At 61.8% G+C, this 22,592-nt stretch carries 21 protein-coding genes; 8 read left to right on the top strand and 13 right to left on the bottom strand.

All coding sequences use genetic code 11. The annotated features are described in order from the left end of the window. The first annotated feature begins 34 nt into the window (after window positions 1–34). The 4 genes from ABIB48_RS13815 to ABIB48_RS13800 are packed head-to-tail and all read left to right on the top strand — an operon-like array spanning window position 35 to window position 4,424. The gene (locus ABIB48_RS13815) at window positions 35–688 is read left to right on the top strand and encodes a DUF4129 domain-containing protein (RefSeq protein WP_354213352.1); all 654 of its coding nucleotides are present in this window, start codon (window positions 35–37) and stop codon (window positions 686–688) included. Next, window positions 685–1,992, top strand: a complete 1,308-nt coding sequence (locus ABIB48_RS13810; RefSeq protein WP_110107084.1) for a DUF4350 domain-containing protein — start codon at window positions 685–687, stop codon at window positions 1,990–1,992. The genes ABIB48_RS13815 and ABIB48_RS13810 overlap by 4 nt, the downstream gene beginning before the upstream one ends. Next, window positions 1,989–3,119 (top strand): AAA family ATPase, encoded by a 1,131-nt coding sequence (locus ABIB48_RS13805; protein WP_245932259.1) that lies wholly within the window; start codon window positions 1,989–1,991, stop codon window positions 3,117–3,119. Before ABIB48_RS13810 ends, ABIB48_RS13805 begins: the two co-directional genes overlap by 4 nt. Window positions 3,120–3,131: 12 nt before the next feature. Continuing rightward, window positions 3,132–4,424, top strand: a complete 1,293-nt coding sequence (locus tag ABIB48_RS13800) for a DUF58 domain-containing protein (protein ID WP_110107083.1) — start codon at window positions 3,132–3,134, stop codon at window positions 4,422–4,424. Window positions 4,425–4,452: 28 nt separating this feature from the next. Here ABIB48_RS13800 and ABIB48_RS13795 read toward each other — a convergent pair whose 3' ends face one another. The 11 genes from ABIB48_RS13795 to ABIB48_RS13745 all read right to left on the bottom strand — a co-directional run bounded on the left by ABIB48_RS13795 (window position 4,453) and on the right by ABIB48_RS13745 (window position 16,754). Continuing rightward, entirely contained in the window at window positions 4,453–5,685 is a 1,233-nt protein-coding gene (locus ABIB48_RS13795; protein ID WP_308467747.1) for a uroporphyrinogen decarboxylase/cobalamine-independent methonine synthase family protein, read from the bottom strand. Then, complete coding sequence (locus tag ABIB48_RS13790; RefSeq protein WP_110107082.1) at window positions 5,682–6,161, bottom strand: chorismate mutase; 480 nt, start codon at window positions 6,159–6,161, stop codon at window positions 5,682–5,684. Before ABIB48_RS13790 ends, ABIB48_RS13795 begins: the two co-directional genes overlap by 4 nt. 78 nt (window positions 6,162–6,239) lie before the next feature. Then, entirely contained in the window at window positions 6,240–7,964 is a 1,725-nt protein-coding gene (locus ABIB48_RS13785; protein ID WP_354213351.1) for an ABC transporter ATP-binding protein, read from the bottom strand. Beyond that, window positions 7,961–8,911: an ABC transporter permease gene (locus ABIB48_RS13780; protein WP_110107080.1), complete on the bottom strand. Its 951-nt coding sequence runs from the start codon at window positions 8,909–8,911 to the stop codon at window positions 7,961–7,963. The genes ABIB48_RS13785 and ABIB48_RS13780 overlap by 4 nt, the downstream gene beginning before the upstream one ends. A 3-nt stretch (window positions 8,912–8,914) precedes the next feature. After that, on the bottom strand, window positions 8,915–10,006 hold the full coding sequence (locus tag ABIB48_RS13775; protein WP_315912983.1) for an ABC transporter permease: 1,092 nt from the start codon (window positions 10,004–10,006) through the stop codon (window positions 8,915–8,917). Between the two features lie 134 nt (window positions 10,007–10,140). Further along, window positions 10,141–11,775: an ABC transporter substrate-binding protein gene (locus ABIB48_RS13770; protein ID WP_110107078.1), complete on the bottom strand. Its 1,635-nt coding sequence runs from the start codon at window positions 11,773–11,775 to the stop codon at window positions 10,141–10,143. A gap of 182 nt (window positions 11,776–11,957) precedes the next feature. Continuing rightward, complete coding sequence (locus ABIB48_RS13765) at window positions 11,958–12,581, bottom strand: TIGR03086 family metal-binding protein (protein WP_110107077.1); 624 nt, start codon at window positions 12,579–12,581, stop codon at window positions 11,958–11,960. Window positions 12,582–12,761: 180 nt separating this feature from the next. Continuing rightward, window positions 12,762–13,901 (bottom strand): tRNA 2-thiouridine(34) synthase MnmA, encoded by a 1,140-nt coding sequence (mnmA, locus tag ABIB48_RS13760; protein ID WP_354213350.1) that lies wholly within the window; start codon window positions 13,899–13,901, stop codon window positions 12,762–12,764. A gap of 51 nt (window positions 13,902–13,952) precedes the next feature. Then, window positions 13,953–15,173: a cysteine desulfurase family protein gene (locus ABIB48_RS13755; RefSeq protein WP_354213349.1), complete on the bottom strand. Its 1,221-nt coding sequence runs from the start codon at window positions 15,171–15,173 to the stop codon at window positions 13,953–13,955. Between the two features lie 26 nt (window positions 15,174–15,199). After that, on the bottom strand, window positions 15,200–15,952 hold the full coding sequence (locus ABIB48_RS13750) for a hypothetical protein (protein ID WP_354213348.1): 753 nt from the start codon (window positions 15,950–15,952) through the stop codon (window positions 15,200–15,202). Between the two features lie 64 nt (window positions 15,953–16,016). Beyond that, window positions 16,017–16,754 (bottom strand): helix-turn-helix transcriptional regulator, encoded by a 738-nt coding sequence (locus tag ABIB48_RS13745; RefSeq protein ID WP_354213347.1) that lies wholly within the window; start codon window positions 16,752–16,754, stop codon window positions 16,017–16,019. A 118-nt stretch (window positions 16,755–16,872) separates the two neighbouring features. On the opposite strand from ABIB48_RS13745, the gene folE reads away from it, so the two are divergent. The 4 genes from folE to ABIB48_RS13725 are packed head-to-tail and all read left to right on the top strand — an operon-like array spanning window position 16,873 to window position 20,602. After that, the gene (gene folE, locus ABIB48_RS13740) at window positions 16,873–17,478 is read left to right on the top strand and encodes a GTP cyclohydrolase I (RefSeq protein ID WP_354213346.1); all 606 of its coding nucleotides are present in this window, start codon (window positions 16,873–16,875) and stop codon (window positions 17,476–17,478) included. A 57-nt stretch (window positions 17,479–17,535) separates the two neighbouring features. After that, window positions 17,536–18,807, top strand: a complete 1,272-nt coding sequence (locus ABIB48_RS13735) for an NAD(P)/FAD-dependent oxidoreductase (RefSeq protein ID WP_354213345.1) — start codon at window positions 17,536–17,538, stop codon at window positions 18,805–18,807. Window positions 18,808–18,815: 8 nt separating this feature from the next. Continuing rightward, window positions 18,816–19,787: a dihydropteroate synthase gene (gene folP / locus ABIB48_RS13730; RefSeq protein WP_354213344.1), complete on the top strand. Its 972-nt coding sequence runs from the start codon at window positions 18,816–18,818 to the stop codon at window positions 19,785–19,787. A gap of 59 nt (window positions 19,788–19,846) precedes the next feature. Then, window positions 19,847–20,602 carry a pyrimidine reductase family protein gene (locus ABIB48_RS13725; protein WP_354213343.1) on the top strand — a complete coding sequence of 252 codons (756 nt, stop codon included), beginning with the start codon at window positions 19,847–19,849 and terminating at the stop codon, window positions 20,600–20,602. 51 nt (window positions 20,603–20,653) lie between these two features. Here the strand turns inward: ABIB48_RS13725 and ABIB48_RS13720 are convergent, their stop codons facing one another. Both ABIB48_RS13720 and ABIB48_RS13715 read right to left on the bottom strand, forming a co-directional pair. After that, window positions 20,654–21,772 (bottom strand): DUF2855 family protein, encoded by a 1,119-nt coding sequence (locus ABIB48_RS13720; protein ID WP_354213342.1) that lies wholly within the window; start codon window positions 21,770–21,772, stop codon window positions 20,654–20,656. A gap of 55 nt (window positions 21,773–21,827) precedes the next feature. Continuing rightward, window positions 21,828–22,535 (bottom strand): hypothetical protein, encoded by a 708-nt coding sequence (locus tag ABIB48_RS13715; protein WP_354213341.1) that lies wholly within the window; start codon window positions 22,533–22,535, stop codon window positions 21,828–21,830. Window positions 22,536–22,592 lie beyond the last annotated feature (57 nt).

Here is a 22,592-nt window from a genome sequence, read left to right as displayed (position 1 = left end):
CCGGGCGCTCCTCTTGGTCTCCCTATCCTTGCCATTGACCCTTCTTCCTCTAGAAGTCCCCGTCACCCCGGGGGCTGACCAAGCACGCCGTTGGGCTGCTGAAGAACTGGCCAAACAGGCCTATCAGGACGCCAAACCCGGTTTGGCACAGCAAATCCTGGACCTCTTGGGACGCGCGTTGAGGGAGTTCCTTTCAAAAGTGGGTTCACCAGCAGGAAACCTGGGCCTGGCAATCACCATTGGGCTGGTACTGCTGGCCGTGCTGGCCATCATCTTGATCATCCGGCCGCGGTTGAACCGCAAAAAGGCAGAGGCCAAGGCAGTCTTTTCCCCCGATCAGACCCTCTCTGCCCAACAACACCGCCAACTAGCCAAGACCGCCGCGCAGGCAGGCGATTTCCAGACAGCGGTCAATGAAGCGTTCCGCGCCCTGGCCCGGGCCGGTGAAGAACGTGATGTCACGGCCCGAACCCCTGGCCGCACCGCAGTGGAAATTGCCACCGAACTGGGACTGGCCTTTCCTGGTCTGCGCACCGAAATTCAGCGCTCAGCCAGCCTCTTCGCGGGAGTTCGCTATGGAAAAGTGCCGCCCACCGCGTCCATGTATGAACAATTACTGGCCACTGATACTGCCATGGCGCAAACAACGCCTGTCTACGCAGATAACTTCGCGGGGGTAGCCACGTGACCGCTCCCCTGCCCGCGGCAATAGAATCAACCGCATCTGCTCTCGCTGTCCCAGAAAGTAGCAACGGTCCCGTATTCCAGGCCGAGAACAGCACCCCACGGCAGCGGCTGGCCCACTGGTGGCGACACTGGCGGTTCTGGCTCATTGTCGGGGCAGTGTTTGTGCTGTTGTCAGTACTGACGTTCCTTGCAGCCACTTCAGGAAACCGCAGTCTTGACGCTCTGGCTATCAATAACCCCGCTCCCGCCGGAGCCCAGGCAGCGGCGTCAGTACTGGAGAATCAGGGAGTCAATGTCATGGCCACGGATTCCCTGGCCAAGACAACAGCAGCCCTATCTCACAACGCGTACGGTGCCAGCACCGTGTTGTTTTACGACCCAAGAAATATTCTCACCCCAGCCCAGGTTTCGGAACTGGCAGCTTCCGTGGAAGAAAATGGTTCCCGGCTGCTAGCCATCACCCCCGGACCCTTGACATTGAAGCGCCTCAGCCCGGACTTCAGCGCAGCCGGCAGCACAGCCGGCAGTTCTCGGGTAGACGCGGGCTGCACCAATGCCGACGCCCAAGCCGCTCGCTCCATCAGCGGTGGCGGAACAACCTCAGCCCTGAATGAGGGCCCACCCTCGGGAACCCTGCGGCTCTACAAGGGTGCACAGACCTGCTTTAGCCCTGCCAGCGGGAGCAGCCCGGCGGGAGGAGGTCTCTTGGCGAGTAACAGCTCCGGTGACATCTTCGCGCTGGGGTTTTCCGGCGTCGTGAATAACCACTACCTGGACCAGGCAGGAAATGCTGCCCTGACGTTCCGGTTGCTGGGCAGTAGGCCTGAGCTGCTCTGGTACACGGCTTCACTCAATGACATTCCACCGGCACAAAGCCCGCCCAGCCTAGCTGAGCTGACCCCGACGTGGATGTTCCCAGCCGCTGCGTGGCTCATGCTGGTGGCCGTGGTGGGTGCACTGTGGCGAGGGCGCCGGAATGGGCCGCTGGTGCAGGAGCCGCTGCCGGTTATTGTGAAGGCATCTGAAACCATGGCTGGCCGTGCCCGGCTCTACCAGGATGCCCGTGCCGTCGAAACAGCCACAAACACGCTCCGGCATGCTTCCATGACCCGGCTGGCACACGCCCTCCGGTTGGGGCACGGCGCCGAACCGGCCGCAGTCGTAGAAGCCGTCGCCATAGCGAGCAGACGCCCCAGCACGCAGGTGCATGCCATCTTGCTAGGCGCTGCCCCCACATCTGAAAAAGACATGTTGACCATCGCCGCCGAACTTGCGGCATTAGAGGAAGAAGTGGCACGTCGATGACCATGCCCCACCCGGAGACGAACCCGGAATCCTACCCGCAGCCCGGCTACCCCGCTCAGGCCGCTCCGCAGTACCAGCAGCCGGCTCAGGCGCAGGTTCAGGCGCAGCCCGGCTACCCTCAACACCAAGCACAGCAGCAAGCACAGTACTCAGAGTCTGCTCAGATTCCAGCCGCGCCCAGCCCGGCGGCTCTGGCCCTGTTGGCGGTTCGTGCCGAGGTGGCCAAGGCCGTGGTGGGTCAGGATGACACCGTGACCGGTCTGCTCATTGCGTTGCTGGCCGGTGGGCATGTGCTCCTTGAAGGCGTGCCCGGTGTGGCTAAGACACTGCTGGTGCGGACACTGTCAACAGCATTAAGTTTGGACACCAAACGCGTACAGTTCACCCCGGATTTGATGCCCGGCGATGTGACAGGCTCGCTGATTTACGATTCCAGCACCTCTGCCTTCACCTTCCGTGAGGGTCCCGTGTTTACTAATATCCTGCTGGCCGATGAAATCAACAGGACACCTCCCAAAACGCAGGCGTCCTTGTTGGAGGCGATGGAGGAACACCAGGTGTCCGTGGATGGGATCTCGCGCAAGCTGCCGGCTCCGTTCATGGTGGCTGCCACGCAGAACCCGGTCGAATACGAGGGTACGTACCCCCTGCCCGAAGCTCAGTTGGACCGTTTCCTACTCAAACTCACCATGGATCTGCCGGGCCGGGATGATGAAATTGAAGTGATCCGCAGGCACAGCTTGGGCTTTGACCCGCAGGATCTGCACGCCGCCGGAGTACGCCCTGTGGCCGGTGCCTCCGAGCTGGAGCAGGCTCGTGAGGAAGTTGCACAGGTCACTGTGGCGGGCGAAATCCTGGCCTATGTGGTGGACTTGGTGCGGGCTACCCGCACGGCGCCTTCTTTCCAACTGGGTGTTTCGCCCCGTGGGGCCACAGCCATCTTGAAGTCCGCCCGGGCGTATGCCTGGCTCTCTGGGCGGGCCTTTGTCACCCCCGATGACATCAAGGCGCTGGCGCTGCCCACCCTCCGCCACCGTGTTGCCCTGCGCCCCGAAGCCGAGATGGACGGGGTTGCCGTAGACGGGATACTTCTCTCCATCCTGGCCACCGTGCCGGTCCCGCGCTGATCGGCACACGCTATGGCTATTTCGGGCAGGTTTTTCTTTTTGGCGCTGGCAGCCCTGATCCCTATCGTCGCCTTTCCCGGTCTACTGACGTGGGTTCTGGCCGTATCCGTTCTGCTTCTGGTCCTTGTGGTGGATGTGGCGCTGGCGGCCTCACCCCGTCAAGTTGCCGTGCGCCGAACTCTGCCTTCCGGAGTCCGGCTGGGCGAGCCCGCAACAGCCGTGCTGCGGCTCTTCAACAACTCATCCGTCATGTTGCGGGCCCAGGTCAAGGACGGCTGGCAGCCCTCAGCCGGTGCTCTCAATGCACTGGCGCAGGTCCGGATCAGGGCCGGCGAAAGAGCAGCGCTCAACGTTGACTTATTGCCCACCCGGCGAGGAGATTTAGCAACCCACCACGCCACTATCCGCTCCTTTGGCCCCCTGGGGATGGCCGCACGGCAACACACCATTACGGCACCTGGAGTGTTGCGCGTGCTGCCGCCCTTTCACTCCAAACGTCACCTGCCCTCCAAATTGCGCAAACTGCGTGAGCTCGATGGCAAGGCCGCCGTACAGATCCGCGGTGCCGGCACGGAGTTCGATTCGCTGCGTGATTACGTCCGTGGCGATGATGTGCGCTCTATCGATTGGCGCGCCACTGCCCGGCGCCAGGACGTAGTAGTGCGCACTTGGCGCCCGGAACGTGACCGCAGGGTAGTCATTGTGTTGGATACTTCCAGAACCTCCGCCACCCGGATTGAGGATGAGAGCGCCCTCGACACAGGCATTGAAGCGTCCTTGCTGCTGGCCGTCTTGGCCGAGCGGGGCGGGGACCGTGTGAGCTTGGTGGCCTACGACCGGCGTGTCCGGGCCAAGGTTTCCTCCACCGGCAAGGGCAATATGCTCAATGCCATGGTGCAGGGCCTGGCACCCTTGGAGCCTGAACTGATTGAGCTCAACGCCCAAGGCATCGCCGGGCAGGTCCGCGACGTCACTGCACACCGCGCCTTGGTGGTTTTGGTGACTTCCCTCGATGCCGGAGCCGCCGAGGAAGGCCTCATTCCCTTAGTCACCACGCTCTCACAGAAGCATCTGGTGGTTGTGGCCTCAGTGCGAGATCCCGCGCTGGAGCGGGCGCGCTTGGACCGCTCCACCAGCACCCTTGCCTACCGGGCCGCCGCCGCCGAATTCGCTCTCAACCGGCGTGAAGCCATCACGGCCTATCTCAAACAGGCGGGCGTGGAAGTGGTTGACGCTGCGCCCCAAGAACTGCCGCCCAAACTGGCAGACCTGTACATCCGGCTCAAGGCGGCCGGCCGGCTCTAGGGCTGGCCAGCTCCAAGGCAGAGAAACGCTAGGAGTTGCGAGTATCCCCGAGCGCCGCCGCCACCTCCAACGACCTGCCCAGCACCGCCCGTGCCGCCTGAGGAGAGACGCCCGCGAGGCTTCCCTCCGGGGTGATCCGCAGCTGGTTGAGCCCGGAGTCGGCCAGCCCCAGCTTCCGCCACGGGCGCATAATCCGCTCCACCAAAACAGCATACGACGGCGGAACCTGCCCGGCACTGGCCGCCCCAGCCCCAGCGGGTAGCGTCCCAGCTGTCAGCAGCCCCGCGGGTACAGTCCCAGCCCAGATACCCAGGCCCGATTCGATGGCACCCGCCAGATGCTCCCAGTGCCCGGCGTCAAGAAGCTGCAGTGGCAGCGCCACTGCATCAACACCGCATTCCAGAGCCATTTCCAGTCCACGGCGCCACTGCTCGGACTCCGCGGACAAACCGTTGGTGTTTCCACTGCTTTTTTGGCCGTTGGCCCCGTTGGCAGGACCTGGCAGAGACAGACTCGAGGCCTGGCCCAATCCTGTCTCGGCGGGGGTCAGATTCAACGCCACCTGCTCGAATCCGGCGTTCCGCGCCGCTGCGCACAAATCATTCCAGCACTGGCGAACTTCGGCACGGCCAACAGAACGCAATGTCCGGTATCCCGATGCGGTGGGGATACTGCCGGCCAGGATTGCTCCAATATGCGGCTCATCCACTTGCAGTGTCAGTGCGGCCCCGGGTACGGCGGCCTGCACCTTCCGGGCATGGACCTCTAATCCGGCAGCCAGTGACTGGGCAATATCTCGCCGGGCCCCGTAGTCCGCCAGTGCGCGTTCGCCATAATGCAGGTGGATGGCTGCCGCCAACGAGAACGGGCCCACCACCTGGACCTTCAACGATTCCGGTGAGAGCCCGGCGGCACCAACCACGTCAGCGAGTACATTGATATCCGTGGACAGAGCAGATTCAGCACGCCTAAAGTCCAGCCCTGGTCTGTCAACAAAGCGCCAACCATACGGCTGGGTGTCCACGGCCAGTTCTTGGAGCAGCACAGCCGTACGCCCAACTTGTTCCGAACCCGGGCCACGGGCTGGCAGCTGGGGAAGGAATGGCAGGTGCGGGCCGGGGAATACGCCCACGGAAACCTTGGCGGCCTCCTCCGGATCTACTCCGGGCCAGGGGCCCAGGGCTGTTGCGGTGGGTGCTTCAGGGAAGGCCGGGGCCTGCTCCTGTGAGGGGGCCGGGGTGTGCTCGGGTGAGGGGATCACTGAGGCGCCGTGCCGCTGGCGTCCATTCTGGCAGCAGTCTGCGGATCCGCCACAAACCCCTGCCCATCTAGGCTGACTACGGGAACGCCACCCGTGGCCGCCGCCGCAGAATGGCTTTGCGAAATGGCCTGGTGGTGGTGAATGACCTCGCTGATGATGAAATTCAGGAACTTCTCCGCGAAGGCGGGGTCCAAATTGGCTGACTCGGCCAGGGCACGCAGGCGGTGGATCTGCGCCTTCTCACGGTTGGGATCACCGGCAGGCAGCCTGTGCTTGGCCTTGAGAATCCCCACGCGCTGGGTGGCCTTGAAACGCTCAGCCAGCAGGTACACCAAGGTGGCATCAAAGTTATCGATGCTGGAGCGGATGGACAATAGCTCAGCCATGACGGCCGGTTCCACGGCTCCGGTCAGCGAACTGGCCGCCGGGTCAAAGTCGTCGACGGACAGGTGTTGTGCGTGGCTCGATTCGCTCATGAAAACAGTTTAGGCGGTGCCCGGCGCGGACAAAAATACTGTCCATGCCAGGCACCGCCTCTTACTGTGCCAGCTAGTTTACTTTGCGCCCAGCAATGCTTGGTGGAGCGCCCGGCGTTTGGCCTGCTCCTCCGGGTTGGGCACGGGCAGTGAGGCGATCAGACGCTTGGTGTAGGCGTCCTGCGGGTTGCCCATGATCTGGTTCCCGATCCCCTGCTCCACCATCTTGCCCTTGTAAAGCACCCCAACCCACTCGGCCAGGATGTCCACCACGGCAAGGTCGTGGCTGATGAACAGTGCCGCAAAGCCCAGTTCGGTCTGAATTTCGCGGAATAGCTCCAGTACCTTCGCCTGCACCGAAACATCCAGGGCAGAGGTTGGCTCGTCCGCAATGAGCAGCTTGGGCTTGAGCGCCAGGCCGCGGGCCAGTGAGGCTCGCTGACGCTGCCCGCCGGAGAGCTCGTGCGGAAAGCGCTTGGCGTAGGCCGCCGGCAACTGCACCGATTCCAGCAAATCGGCAACCTTCTTGGAGACCGCCTGGCTGTTCAGATCGGTGTGAATAAGCAGCGGTTCCGCCACACATTCGCCAATGGTCAGGTGCGGGTTAAAGGACGCCGCGGGATCCTGGAAGACAAAGCCAATGTCTTTGCGCAATGGCCTAAAAGAACGCTCCTTGTAGTTGAGCATCTCGTAGCCGAGCACGTTCAAGGAACCGCCTGTGGTGCGGTTCAGCCCTGCAATGGCACGGCCAATGGTGGTTTTGCCCGAACCGGACTCCCCCACCAGACCAAAGACTTCTCCGGCACTGATAGTGAAGGAAACCTTGTCCACTGCCTTAAAGGCGGGGCTGCCCAGACGGCCAGGATACTCAATTTCCAGATCCGTGGCCCGGACCAAAACTTCCTTATCCTGGAAGGCTCGTTCGGTGAAACCGGCAGAGGCAGAATCGCGGCCCAAGTGCGGCACAGCGGCCAGAAGCTTCTGCGTGTAGGCCTCTTTGGGCGCGGCAAACAAAGCTGATGCGCTGGCTTCTTCCACCACATCACCTTCGAACATGACCACCACCCGATCGGCCAGGTCAGCCACCACCCCCATGTTGTGGGTAATCAGGACAATGGAAGTTCCGTAACGGTCCCGCAGATCACGGAGCAACTCCAGAATTTCAGCCTGCACGGTGACATCCAGCGCCGTGGTGGGTTCATCGGCCACAATCAGGCCCGGGTTCAGGGCCAGTGCCGCGGCGATGACAACACGCTGTTTCTGTCCACCGGAGAACTGGTGAGGATAATAATCCACACGCTTCTCCGGCTCCGGAATGCCCACCTTGCCCAGCGCCTCGATGGCCAACTTGCGGGCTTCCTTCCTGCCCACACGCTTTCCCTCGGGACGGTGGGCGCGCAGCCCCTCAGCAATTTGCCAGCCCACCGTGTAGACCGGGTTCAGGGCCGTTGAGGGTTCCTGGAACACCATGGCCACGTCGCGTCCACGGATCTTACGCAGTTGTTGCGGGCTGACCGTAAGGACGTCGTTACCGCTGATGATCACGGCGCCGCTGCCCTGGGCGGTCTCTGGCAGCAGACCCAAAATGGCCTTGGCCGTCACCGTCTTACCGGAGCCCGATTCACCCACAATGGCCACAATCTCCCCCGGGGCCACGGTGAAGGAAACATCCTTCACAGCGGGAACATCCCCTTGGTCCGTGGCGAAGGTGACACGCAAATCATCGATCTTCAGGACCGGCCGCGGTGTGCTCTCCCCGGAGGGTGTCCCACTAACGGCTGCCTTTTCTGTGGAGCGGCTCATGCTTCCACCAACTCCTCTTGCTTCTGAGCGCCGTTTTTCTTGGCCTTCTTGCGCCCCCGCAGTCGCGGATCGTTGAGATCATTCATGGATTCACCCAGCAACGTCAGGCCCAGCACCGTCAGCACAATGGCGGCACCCGGGAACACACCCGTCCACCAGATACCGGCGGTGGCGTCCGACTGCGCATGGTTGAGGTCATAACCCCACTCTGCCGCCGCGGATGGTTCAATACCGAAGCCCAGGAAGCCCAAGCCGGCCAGGGTCAAAATGGCCTCGGACGCGTTCAAAGTGAAAATTAGCGGCAGCGTCCTGGTGGCGTTCTTGTAGATGTGCCGGGCCATGATGCGCACGCTGGAGGCGCCCACCACAATGGCAGACTCCACAAACGGCTCAGCCTTCAAACGGATAGTCTCGGCGCGGATCACTCGGAAGTACTGCGGGATGAACACCACCGTGATGGAGATGGCGGCCGCAAAAATACCCGACCACATATCCGAACGGCCCTGGCTCAGCGCAATGGACATGACCATGGCCAGCAGCAGTGTGGGGAACGCGTAAATCGCATCCGCAACCACCACAAGAATCCTGTCCAGCCAGCCGCCAATATAGCCGGAGACCAGACCCAGAATCACACCAATGAAAATAGAGAGCGCAACGGCAACAACAATCACTATGAAGGCAGTCTGGGCCCCCCAAATGGTGCGGGAGAAAACATCGTAACCTCCCGCCGTCGTGCCCCAAATATGGGCCGACGACGGCGCTGCCTGGGTCAGATCAAAGCGTTGGGTTGCACCGTAGGGGGCAATCAACGGCGCCAAGGCGGCGGTCAGCAAGAAGATCAGTGTCAGAACAATGCCGGCAACGAGCATGCCGCGCTGGAGTCCCACACTCTTTTTGAGTTGGGAAATGACGGGTAAGCGGGAAAAAAGTGACTTTTTATTCTCCACGGCCTAGTACCTCACCCTCGGGTCAATCAAGGCAGCAATAACATCCACGATGAAGTTGGTGACGGCTACAATGACGGCCAGCAAAGCGACAATGCCCTGAACAGCTACGAAGTCACGGGCTGTGAGGTAGTGGGCCAGCTGGAACCCGAGTCCCTTCCATTCGAAAGTGGTCTCGGTCAGGACCGCGCCGCCAAGCAGCAATGCAATCTGCAGACCCATAACGGTGATGATGGGAATCAGTGCGGGCTTGTATGCGTGCTTGGTAAGGAGGCGGTATTCGCTGACGCCCCTGGACCGGCCGGCTTCAACAAAGTCCTTGTTGAGCGTGCCGATCATGTTGGTGCGCACCAGCCGCAAGAAGATGCCTGCGGTGAGCAGACCCAAAGCTACGGCGGGCAGTACGGCGTGATGGGCAACATCCCAAAACACGTCCATGTTGCCGCTGCGCAGGGCATCGAGCCAGTAGATGCCCGTGGGCGCCTCTAGCTGGGCCATGAAAATTTCCGTATTTGTGGTGCCGCGTCCCGCCACAGGGAACCAACCGAGCCAGATGGAGAAGACCAGCTTCAGGATCAGGCCGGCGAAGAATACCGGGGTGGCGTAGAAGGCGATGGCCAGGACGCGGGAGATGGCATCCTGCCACTTATCACGCTTGTAAGCGGCAATCATGCCCAGGGGAATGCCGATCAGCAACGCCACAACCAGTGAGTTGATGGCCAGTTCCAACGTTGCCGTGCCGTAAGTGGCCAGCATGTCTGAGATCAGTAAGTTATCAGAGATGGTGCGGCCAAAGTTGCCTGTGGCTATTTGTCCCAAGTACTCGATGTATTGGACGAAGAGGGGCCTGTCATATCCGGCCTCGTGAATACGTGCCGCCAACTGATCCGCCGGCAGCCGTCCGCCCAGGGCTGCCGTAATGGGATCGCCGGTCAGGCGCATCAGGAAGAACACCATGGTGACGAGGATAAAAATGGTGGGGAAGATCAGAACAAAGCGGATGGCGAGGTACTTGCCCAGGCTGCCGCCAGCTTTCTTCTTACTCTTGGGGGCCTGGCGTACGGGTTCATCCGCCGGCAGGTCAATCAATGCGGTCATGTGCGCCTATTTCTTTTGGTACCGTGCTCTGCAAGGGCACTTCTCTCGTGAACCGCACAAAGGGCGGGGCGTCCTTTTCAGAAAGCCCCGCCCACTGCGCAGTGATAGATGTTTCGGTAATTACCGAAGCTCCCTTACTTGGACAAAACTCCCAGACGGAACTTGAAGGAAGCGTCCAGAGTGTCCTTGGTGCCGTTGACAGCTGCACCGGAAACCGCAACCTGAGCACCCTGCAGCAACGGCAAAGTGGAGAGGTCCTTGGATTCCGTGGTCTGAATCTCTTCGATCATCTTGGTCCGCTTGGCGGGATCATTGGTGGTGACCTGCTCGGTGATCAACTTGCGCACTTCGGGGTTGTCGTAGTGGTTAGACAGGAAGTTGTTATCGCCGAAGAACGGAGTGAGGTAGTTATCAGCATCAGAGTAATCAGGGAACCAACCCAGCTGGTACATGGGGTAGGCATCCTCGGTGCGCTGTTTGGCGTAGGAAACCCACTCAGTTTGCTGCAGGTTGACCTTGAACAGCTTGGTGTTTTCAAGCTGTGACTTGATCGCTGCGTACTCATCTCCTGAGGATGAGCCGTAGTGGTCACCGTTGTACTGCAGATCCAAGGTCACCGGAGTCGGGACACCGGCGTCGGCCAGGGCCTTGGCAGCCTTAGCAACATCGGGACCACCGTTTCCGTCGCCGTACATGCCCTTCAAGGGCTCGATGGCACCGGTGAAACCGGCGGGAACTGGAGAGTACAGGGGCAGGTAGGTGCCCTTGTAAACCTGGTCAGCAATCTTGGCCCGATCAATGGAATCGGCCATGGCCTGGCGCACGGCCAAGGACTTCGCTGCATCAGCATCAGGGGTCTTGGCACCGAAGGGCATGGTGTCGAAGTTGAACACGATGTAGCGAATTTCGCCACCGGGGCCAATATCAACCTTGAGGTTCTTATCGGTCTTGAGGCTCTCAATGTCAGTTGCCGTCAGTGAACGCCAAGCAACATCAATGCTGCCCTTCTGAACTTCAAGCTTCATGTTGTTGGAGTCAGCGAAGTACTTCATCGTCACCGAATCAGACTTGGCCGGGCCCAACAGGCCCTTGTAATCGGGGTTCTTCTTGAAGGCGATGAGCTCGTTCTTCTTAAAAGAATCGATGCTGAACTGGCCAGCGAAGGCCTTGCCCTTGATGATGTCATCATCGGTGGTGATGGAATCTGCACTAAAGACGCTGTCATCAACAATGGGACCGGCCGGGCTGGTCAAAACCTGGGGGAAGGTCTGATCGTTGCCAACCTTGAGCTTGAACACCACGGTGGTGGCATCCGGAGCTTCCACGCTAGCCAAGTTACCCAAGAGCGAGGACGGGCCGTTGACATCGTTGATCTTGATCTGACGGTCAAAGGAGAACTTAACGTCCTTTGAATCCAGCTCGGTTCCGTTGGCCCACTTCAGGCCTGCCTTCAACTTCACGGTGTATTCCGTAGGAGAGGTGAACTCGGCTGATTCGGCCAAGTCCGGCTTGGGATCGGCGCTGCCCGGTTCGGAGTTCAACACAAACGGGTAAATCTGGTTCATGACCATGAACGAACCATTGTCATAGGATCCGGCGGGGTCCAGAAAGGTGATCTTGTCCGTGGTGCCCACAATAACGGGGGCTCCGGCGGCACCGTTGCCACCTGAGTCGCTTCCGCCTGAAGGACCCGTGCATGCCGTCATGGCGAGAACGGAGACGCCAGCAACGGCAATCACCGAACTCAGTCCAAATTTATTCTTAGCCATCAGCAAACTTTCTCTTGTGCGATAAGGTGGGCGCCGCCACATTACGTTGTGTGACGATGCCCACTTCCCTGATAGTCAATCTTTATCAGATTTGCACGCGCGGACTTGCATCGAAAGGTCAGTTGCAACCAGAAGGTTACCAAAGAGTAACGACGTTGTTACTCTCATGGATGTGCCGGCCCTTAGGGCTGGCTGAAGGATTCTGCGCGCGGGCCCGCCCGGAAGTAGGGGCTGCGCCCAAACCAGCCGGCAAGCTGGGTGTAGGAATCGGAGGCTATGGGGACGCGGACCTCCACACCAATGCCCCTGTCGGTTCCTCGATGCTCAAGCTTGAGCATCCGTTGGGACCAGGCCAGCGATTGTTCAGCCAGTACCGGATCCAGAATCACAGGGACGCCTGTTGCCTTGAGCAAGTCCCAGGTATGGACGGTGAATTCTGTGATCTGCAGTCCTATCCGGCTGCGCAGGGGCGCCTCACCACCACCCGGGAGCGCCACCTGAGTGCTGAGATCCGCCGTTGCCCAGGCGCGCATGAGTAAGACGGCGCCGTCGCTAAAGCGAGTGGACCAATCAGCTCCCACTGTGGCATCTGAGGCCATCGGGTCAATGTGGGTACCCCGGGCCATAATGGTGAATTTAGGCAAATCCTGAACCACTAGATGATGCAGGAGATCCTGCACGGACCAATCAGCGCAAGGCGTGGGCCAGTCCGCTTGGTTGGCCGAGATGGCGCTGATAACTTCTGCGCACTGATTCAGCGCGCCTTCTAAGTGTTGCAGCGGGTTGGGAATTGTATGCGGGGGCATCGTGTCAACCTTCCGTGAGCCAAGTCACCTTAGAAGGAAGCTTACGCCAGCCCCGCAACCCCTCTCCCACCACTACAAATGCTCCCTCACTTTCGGGCGTGTTTTAGCGAACGCTTTTTATGAAAGTGCGGGACCGTTTGCCCAAAAACCCCCTAAAGTGAGGGCGCGATGGGAGGGGGCTTAGGGGAGGTCCGGGCGGGCCAAGGACCTTGCCGTGTCGATGGTTGCTTGACCCAGCACACGGGATCCCTGGTACAGCACAATGGTCTGCCCCGGCGCCACCCCGCGTAGCGGCTCCACCAAGGTGACATGCAACTGCTGGCGGGTGCCGCCGTCGTCCGTTTCTTCTGTGATAAAGGCGCGGGCCGGCACGGGGTCACCATGGGCACGAACCTGGGCGTAGCAATCAAACTCTTCGCCGGTAGCTACCTCGGCGATGGGCAGCCCGGCCCAGGAAACCTTGATGCCCTGGATGGAATCAATAGCCAGCAGGGCGTGCGGGCCCACAATAACCTTGTTCTCCTTGGGCCGGATTTCCAACACGAAGCGGGGCTTACCGTCGGCGGCAGGCGTGCCCAACTTCAGACCGCGGCGCTGACCTACTGTGAACTGGTTGGAGCCGGTGTGGCCGCCCACTTTCGCGCCGGTTTCGTCAACAACGTCCCCGTCGGTCATCTCGATCTTCTCAACCAGCCAGCCGGCGGTGTCGCCGTCCGGGATGAAGCAGATATCGTGGCTGTCCGGCTTCTTGGCCACGGACAGGCCGCGGGCCTCAGCTTCGGCGCGAACCTCGGCCTTGGACGGGGTATCGGCCAGGGGGAACATGGAGTGCTTGAGCTGCTCATGAGTCAACACCCCCAGTACATAGCTCTGGTCCTTGGCCCAGTCAGCAGCACGGTGCAGCTCCGGGTTGCCGTCTGCATCGGTGATGACCTTGGCGTAGTGGCCCGTGCAGACAGCATCGAAGCCCAGCGCGATGGCCTTCTCCAGAAGGGCCGCGAATTTGATCCTCTCGTTGCAGCGCATGCAGGGATTGGGGGTGCGTCCGGCGGCGTATTCGTCGATGAAGTCCTGGACCACATCCTCCTTGAAACGTTCGGAGAAGTCCCACACGTAGTACGGGATGCCGAGCAGATCGCAGGCCCGCCAGGCATCGTTGGAATCCTCCACGGTGCAGCAGCCGCGGCTGCCGGTGCGTAGGGTTCCGGGCATGCGGGAGAGCGCCAGGTGCACGCCGACGACGTCGTGCCCGGCATCTACTGCACGTGCCGCGGCTACGGCGGAGTCAACTCCGCCACTCATGGCTGCCAATACTCGCATTACTTGCCTTTCACTTGCTGTGTACCGCTGAAGATTGTTGCGCCGGCACCCTTAGCGGGTGCTTGCTGTCTGAATGGATGAGGCGTGCCCGGCCATACCTGCTTTTTTTGCGCGCGCATGTGCCTCTGGCAGAGCGGCAACAAAAGTCTCAACGTCGGACGGCGCCGATGTATGCCCCAAACTAAAGCGCTGTGCGCCACGTGCGGTGTCCTCATCTAGTCCCATGGCCAACAAGACGTGCGAGGGGCGGGGGACTCCTGCGGTGCAGGCCGAGCCTGTGGAGGATTCAATGCCTGCCATGTCCAGCAGGAACAGCAGGGAGTCCCCTTCACAACCGGGGAACGTGAAGTGGGCGTTGCCGGGCAGTCTTTTATCCGGCGCCACGGCCGGGTCAATCCCGCGCAGCACCGCCTCGGGAATGGCTTCACGGACTGCGACGATGATGGCGTCCCGGAGTTCTGAAATACGGACGCTCTCAGACTCTAGATGGGAGGTGACATCGGCTGCGGCCGCGGCAAAGGCGGCAATCCCGGCCGTGTCCAGGGTGCCGGAGCGGACGCCACGTTCCTGCCCGCCACCATGCAAAACAGGGGTGAGCTTTACGGCCCGGCCCAGCAGCAGGGCGCCAACACCCACGGGGCCGCCAATCTTGTGCCCGCTGATGGACATGGCCGCCAGGCCGGAGTTACGGAAGTTCACGGGCACGGAGCCGAACGCCTGGACGGCGTCCGAATGCACCGGGATGCCGTACTTGTCGGCAAGCGCAACCACCTCGGCGATGGGCTGGATGGTGCCCACCTCATTGTTGGCCCACATGCAGGTCAGCAGCGCGACCGAGTCCGCTCCGCCGTCGGACAATTCTTTTTCCAGTGCGGCAAGGCTGAGCGTGCCGGTGGCATCGACCGGCAGCCAGATCGCTTCGGCGCCTTCGTGCTTTTCCAGCCATTCCACGGTGTCCGCCACGGCGGCGTGCTCAATGGCGGAGACCAGGATGCGGGTGCGGGCGGGCTCGGCAGCATTGCGGGCCCAGAATAGGCCCTTCACAGCGAGGTTGTCCGCCTCGGTCCCACCGGAGGTGAAAATGACCTCCGTGGGGTGGGCGCCAGCAGCCTTGGCGATGGTTTCGCGGGAGGCTTCCACAGTGGCGCGGGCGCGGCGGCCGGCTCCATGAAGGGAGGACGGATTGCCGCTACGGGCAATAACGGAAGTGAGTGCGGCGAGGGCCGGGGCCGAAATAGGCGTGGTCGCCGCGTGATCTAGATACACGGGCACTTGATAATTCTACGGCACAGACGCACTCACTGGCGTGGGGCGTTGATCACGTCACCTTCAGAGCTGAGGTTGGTGGCGGGGCTCACCTGGAGCGCCTCCAGTACCGGTGAATTGACGACGGCGGCAATCAACTCTGCGCTCCCGCCCACCAAGGTGGAATCAAAGTCGATCTCCGTGGCCAGGCACCAGCTCCGGCCAACCGGCCAAGCCAGATTGGGAGTCTCGCGGTGCGTCCCACCTTCCTCCTCGCTCCAGGGTGGGCAGGCCAGCTCTGCCATGGCGCCGCGGAAAACCCAGTATTCGCGCAACCCGCCAGCCACTCTGAGCCGCTCGCCTGCGCCGTCCGGAATGCCGCCGTCGCCAGGCGCGAAGCTCCCCCAACCAACCCATACGGCTTGGAAAACGTCCTGCCCGGCAGCCGTGTGCCCGGCCAATATTTCAGCCAAGGCCACCAGTTGGGTCTGGTCGAGCTCTCCTTGGTCCGGCCGCCCGTAGGGTGCACCCTCAAGCACCGCGTTGCCGTAAAGCTCCGTCTGCGCCAGCCGGTGGAACTGGACGGCGGGGTGGACGGTGGTCCCTTTCGCCGCGGCGACATCTGTCCACCGCACCTCCGGCGTGGTGTTGCCGCTGACCCGGTGCAGGATCCGGGCGTACGCCTGAAAGCTATCCGGAATGGTGGTGGCAACCGTGCCAATCCATTGATCCCAGAGCTCCTTGTTCAGGTAGCGTTCCAACGCGTCGGCGATCCACTGCCCATCACTTCCGTCAACTTGTTCCATGGGCCCACATTACCAACGCCTAGGCAGTCAAATCCGAGGCAGCGAAAGTGGGGATGGTGGAAAGCTAATGCTTCAGGACCAACCGGGCGCAGCAGTGGGAGATTTCGGCGTCCGGGGCCAAGGCGTGGCGGTCGTCCGCGCAACCCTCCAGCGCACCGGCCAGCAGGGAGCCGTTGAGCGAGCACACCACACCCGTGTGATCCTGCGAAAGCCGGTGGAAGGGGCAATTGGCCATGATGGTGCCACCCTGCCCGTCGGGCTCAGGGCTGTAGCCGGCATTCAGTAGCAACTGGAGGATGTCACCGCCCTCCATGCCGAGCCGGCGGCCCTCCTCGTACGCCACGGCGGCCATGGAATCAGCCACATTCTCGCCGAAATCGATGGCCCGTTGCACGGCGGATGCGAGCAGCGCGGCCGCTAGATCGTAATGCCGCGGCGGAACAGAGGCGCTGATCTCAGCCTGTGCCACGGCATATAGCTTGCTGGGCCGGCCGGATCCCGGCCCCGTTTTCGCACCCAGTTTGCGGTACTGAACGCTGAGCAGCTTTTCCTCCACGAGCCGGTCCAATTGCAGCCGCACCGTGCTCTTGGGCAGGCCCAACGCCTGGGCACAGTCATCCCGGCTCAGCGGCGCGGAAGCGTCGCGCACCATTTCAAAGAGCTTGCGACGCACAGGGTCCCCCAGCGCAGCCACCGCACGCAGCCGTTCGCCGTCGTTGAGTCCGGAGCGCAGGGCGGTTGTCATCTCTGCCTGTTCCTTGCTGATAATCGGCTTGCCGTTGGGTTGTACAAATTCTTCCATGGCCTGGGGCCTTGCGCTTTCCGTCCGTTGACACTAAGTGTGGATTATTACGCGTTTACTTGACGCTTCGAGTCTGCACTTCTAAAGTCAATAATACAAGCTTTAGAAAGGGTTGGACATGACGATTACCAGCACGGCGTTGCCTGACATTCTTACCTTGGATGAGACGGAAATTCTGGCCGTACCCGGAATTGATCTGCCCCGCGCCCAGGCAGCCATTGCCGAATTTCTGCGTGCATTGGGCCGGGACGAGACCAGCCCGCACCTGCTTGACACTCCCCGCCGGGTGGCTGGTGCCTACGCGGAAATGCTCACACCCCGCGAGACGTCCTGGACCACGTTCCCCAACGACGATGGTTACCAGGGCCTGGTTCTGGTCAAAGCCATCCCGTTCCATTCACTGTGCCAGCACCACCTGCTCCCCTTCCGTGGCGTGGCCCATGTGGGTTACCTGCCCGGCGATCGGCTGTTTGGCCTGTCCAAACTGGCCCGCGGCGTGGAACTCTTCTCCCGCGATTTTCAGGTCCAGGAGCGCCTCACCCAGCAAGTCGCCGACTGGCTCGAGGACACCTTGGCTCCGCGCGGGGTTGGCGTGGTCATGGAAGCCGAGCACATGTGCATGTCATTGCGCGGTGTACAGACCGCTGGCACCTTGACCCGCACCTCGGTCTTTACGGGGCTATTGCACGAGGACGGCCCCTTGCAAAGGCAGTTCCCGCACTGACATTTTTCCTCACCAAATAACAGAAACACCGAATTTCCAGTGGAAAGAGTTTCGATCATGAGTCAGAGCACCAGCACAGCAGCCACGAACGGCGCCGAGGACACAGCAGCCCCCGGCATGGTCATCATTGGCGGCGGACTCACAGCCGCCACCGCTGCGGAGTCTCTGCGGAAGGAAGGGTGGGACGGGGCCATCACCATCGTGGCCGACGAAGCCGAGATCCCGTACCAGCGCCCGCCGCTGTCCAAGGGATTTTTGGCCGGCAAGGAGGGCGAAGACGCCCTGCTGCCGCTGCCTGCGAACTGGTACCCGGAGAACAATGTCACCCTACGCACCGGCACTGCCGCCACTGCGCTGGACCCGGCCGCCCACACCGTCACACTGGCTGACGGAACCGTTCTTTCGTATGCCAAGGCGCTCATCGCAACAGGTGCCGCCCCGCGCCGTATCCCTTTCCCCGGCGTCGAACTTAAGGGTGTTTACACGTTCCGGACCAAGGCAGACAGCGTTGCCATGAAGGAGCTGCTCACCGGGGGTGGCAAGAATGTGGTCATGATCGGCTCCGGCTGGATTGGCATGGAAATTGCTGCCACGGCCACCGAGCTGGGCAACAAGGTGGCGCTCATGGGGCTCGAGGAGGTGCCGCTGTCCGTGGCGATCGGAGCGCAACTGGGCACCGTGTTCACCAACCGGCACAAGGAGGCCGGTGTGCAGTTTGAGCTGCCCGCCAGTGCCGCCGAAATTCAGGGCTCCGATGGGCGTGTCACCTCCGTCCTGACCACCACCGGTGTCACCCTGCCTGCCGATATTGTCATTGTGGCCGTGGGGGTAGTCCCGAACATCTCCCTGGCCAAGGGCGCCGGGCTCACCATCAACAACGGCATCGAGGTGGACGCCTCCCTGCACACCTCGGCGGCGGATGTGTTCGCAGCCGGTGACGTGGCCAACGCCATGCACCCGGTGACCGGCATGCACGCCCGCTCCGAGCACTGGGCCAACGCCATTGCCAGCGGCAAGGTGGCGGCCAAGTCCATGCTGGGCAAGGACGCCGTGCTCGATGACATCCCCTACTTCTACACCGACCAATTTGACCTCGGCATGGAGTACTCCGGCTTCGGGGCACTGACCAAAGATGCAGAAGTGGTGATCCGCGGCGACCTGGAAAAGCGAGAATTCATTGCGTTCTGGGTGCTTGAGGGCCGTGTGGTGGCGGGCATGAACGTGAACATTTGGGACGTCCAAGATGCCATCAAGGCGCTCATCTCCTCCGGCCGCACCATCGACACGGCCAAGCTGGCTGACCCGCAAACCCCGCTCGAGGCTATTTGATGGAGGGTATGAGGACCTCTTCCACCACCATGGGCAACGCTGCCCCGTTCTACACCCCGCCGCTGCTCCACCCGGTCCACCACTTTGGCCCGCGCACCATCGACTTCAGCCGCCAGGTGGCGCTCATGGCGATCGTGAACCGCACTCCTGACTCCTTTTACGACGGCGGGTCCACGTTTGCGCTGGATGCGGCAGTTGCGGCGTCCCTTGCTGCGGTGGAGAACGGCGCAGACTGGGTTGACATTGGTGGTGTCCCGTTTGCGCCGGGGCCGGCGCTGGGTGCCGAGGAAGAGGGTGACAGGGTGGTGCCGGTCATTGCCGCCGTTGCTGGAGCCAGCGACGTGATCATCTCGGTGGACACATTCCTGCCCGAGGTTGCTGCGCGCAGCATTGCGGCAGGCGCCAACGTCATCAATGACACCACGGGTTTATCCAACCCGGACATTGCCAGGGTGGTGGCTGAGTACGGTGCCCATTTGGTCATCACGCATTCGCTCGCCGCCCCGCGCACCGTGTACCCACGTCCGCATTATGATGACGTGGTGACCGAGGTTGCGGCGTTCCTCTCGGAGAAGGTGGAGTTGGCGCTGTCGCTGGGTGTTCCGGCGGAGAAAATCATCATCGACCCCGGCCACGATCTAAACAAGAACACGCTGCACACACTGGAAATCACGCGCCGCTTCAATGAAATTGCGGCGTTGGGCTTCCCCACCCTGGCGGCCGTGTCCAATAAGGACTTCATTGGCGAGACACTCAACCAGACCAAGTCTGAGCGGTTGGAGGGTTCCATTGCCTCCGGGGTGATCTGTATTTTGGGCGGGGCCCGGATTCTGCGCATGCACAACGTGGCGGCCTCCAGTTCCGCCATCCGCATGACCGAGGCTGTCATGGGGTGGCGCTCCCCTGCCTACTTGAAACACAACATGGGCCAGATCAACGAACCCGCCCACGCGGAACACACCACCCCGCACAGCAACTAAACGCGCAGCAACTGAAGGCGCAGCAACTAAACGCGCAACAACTAAAGGAGCCAGCCACCATGGAACGGATCTTCCCCGAGCCCGCCGTACTCTCTTCGGCGGCGCTGGAAGCGGAACTGCTGGCGGCTCCGCCGGAGAACCGGAAAAGCAACCGGCCGTGGGTCAGCTTCAACTTCATCGCCAGCATTGACGGTGCCGCATCCATGGAGGGGCTCTCGGGCCAGCTCGGAAATGCGTGGGACCAGCGCGTGTTCTCGCTGCTGCGCCAGAGCGCGGACGTCATTGTGGTGGGCGCCCAGACCATCCGTGCCGAAGGCTATGGCGGGGAACTGCTGAGTCCGGCGGCCCAGGCATGGCGGCACCAGAATTGGCTGGCACCGCACCCTCCGCTGGCCATTGTCTCCGGTTCCCTGAACTTGGATCCCAGCCTAGAAGTGTTCACTAAGGCACCCGTGCGTCCCCTGGTTTTGACCATCTCATCGGCATCGCAGGAGCGGCGGTCGGCATTGACGGAGGTGGCCGACGTTCTCAATGTCGGGGAAGAGGCCCTGGACGTGGACCGGCTCATCGGTGAGCTGAACGAGCGCGGTTACAAGAACATCCATTCCGAGGGTGGGCCCACACTGTTGGGAAGTTTCGCCGCGGCCAACCGGGTGGATGAGCTGAACTTGACCCTCTCGCCGCTGCTGGTGGGCGGATCGGCCCGCCGAATTGCGCACGGCGCGGCCGGGGAGGCTGCCCACAGCATGGAGCTGGCCAGGATCTTGAAGGCCGATTCCATGCTGTTCCTGCGCTACGTCAGGCCCGCCGGCTAGTCTGCCCGGCTGCACCTTCTCGCGCGTTCCCAAGAGCCGCTTTAGGGGTTTTTAGGGTGCCACGACGATCGCGCTACCCGGAGCCAGCTGCCCTTCCCGAACCAGGGCGTACCCCGCGTCCAAGCCAACGAGTCCGTTCATGGGCTCAATCGTGAGCCAGCCCTTGCTCTCGGCAAAGGCACTGCGCAGGAACTCCTGGGTCACCCGGTTGAACTCTGCGGCACCCCACTGCTTCATCCGTTTCTGGAAAACCCCGGGGGCAAAGAACATCTCGCTGCGTTCACGAATAATGCCTGTCCCACCACCGGCCTGGTCCCAGTGCGTCAGGCCCACGTTGATTGAGTGGAGCATTGCGTCCCCGAGGTGGCGATGCACTCGGCCGAGCACATCGCCGCTACCTGCCATGTCGACGACGGCGCTGGGCCGGTGGGAGAGCGATTCCTCGATCTCGTCGTAGCTCACAACCTGGTCGTAGAGCCCGAGCCCCATGACGAAGTCGCGGTTCTTGGGTGCTGTAATCCCAATGATCGCAGGAGCACTCTCATCCTGTTTCAGCGCCCGGGCCAGGCCTATGCCGGTCTTGGAGGACGCCGAGACGATGACCACCTGCTCCGCCGCGAACCATGCGGCGTCCCGCAGTTGTTCACGGAGCGCCCAGGCGGTGGTCTGCAACGGGTTCAGCAATATTCGTAGATCGTCATCGGCCGGATCGTAGTCCGGTTCCTGCAACACCCGCTGGTACGTGTTATAGGTGGGCGGAAGCTCCGCACGGTGCGCAGAGACGTCAACAACCGGGCTCACTGCAGGGCGTGCGGCGTCGGGGTGCATGAGCAGATGCGTGGCCGGAGGGAAGTAGCCGAATAGCCGCTCGCCTACCTCCAGATTGGCGCACCGGGACTCCACTACCTCCCCAAAGCCCCACACCGGCATCAAACCCCACCCGTCAGCACCCGCGGCATCGTCCCCTGGCTCTGGGGCGGCGGGGAAGAACTGCCAATAGTCCATGCGGTCACCGAGTACCACGTAGGTGATGTTGTTCGAGGACAGCCCGAAGCGGTCCACCCGCACCAAAACATCACCCTCGCCCATGGTTGCCGCATAGTCCGCAGGAGTCAGCTCGATGAGCCGAGTGCGTGCCGGATCAGTCTTATTGATCTGAAACTGGGTCATGGGCCCACTCTGGCCGAAAACGCGGTAGAGGGCAATGCTTACCTCGAGGTGCGCCCTAGTTCGACGGCGGAGCCACCGACAATTTCGCCATCATTTTCGGGGTGGTTGCCGTGAGCAGCGCGTCCGTGGGGCAGGCCAGCGTGGCCACCAGACCGGTGTCTGCATTACCGAGCAACCGCGCCCAGAGAGTGCTGGCCATGACGTCCTTCGCGGCCTTAGTGTTGAACGCCAGGAAGGAAATGCCCGGGTTCTTCGCCCCTGGCTCCCCAGCCCACGGCAGCGTGGTTTCATGCAGTGAGGACTCCGTCACGGACGGGATCAAGTACTTCATGAGCTCGGTGGTGGAGGTTTTGTCGTCGCCTGCTTCAATGAGCGGTCCCTGGTTGCTCGTGGTCCAATACGCCAGCAAGCAGCCGCCCGCGTTGCTGTATTGACTCTGGCCTGCCACATTGTTTTTGAGTAGTTTCCATTCCGGCGGCCCAGGCGTGCTCATAGAACCTTCGGTGGGCTGGCCCAGTGCATCGGCGAAGCTCACCGGTTCACCAAACTGCAGCGTTTTACCTGCTTCAAAGGTCATGGGCGCGGCGGCAACGGCGCCAGCATCGTGGCCTGCCAGCACGGAGGGCGGGGCGTAGGTGGGGGCCACCGTGGTTTCCACGTCAGTGGGCGCCGGCTCTGGAATGGCAATGGTGCAACCGGACAGGGCAGCGAGCAGCAGGGCAGCGGTTGCCACCGTCCCCCACTTTTGAGTTCTAAGAATCACAACCCCACTGTACCGATCACTGCACCGATATAAGATAAATTGGTCCTCCGGTGTGGG

It is taken from the genome of Arthrobacter sp. UYCu511 (genome assembly GCF_040547105.1).
In the GTDB taxonomy this organism is placed as follows: Bacteria; Actinomycetota; Actinomycetes; order Actinomycetales; family Micrococcaceae; genus Specibacter; species Specibacter psychrochitiniphilus.
Note: the sequence above shows the minus strand (reverse complement) of the source record. Positions and strands in the feature narration are given on the sequence as shown.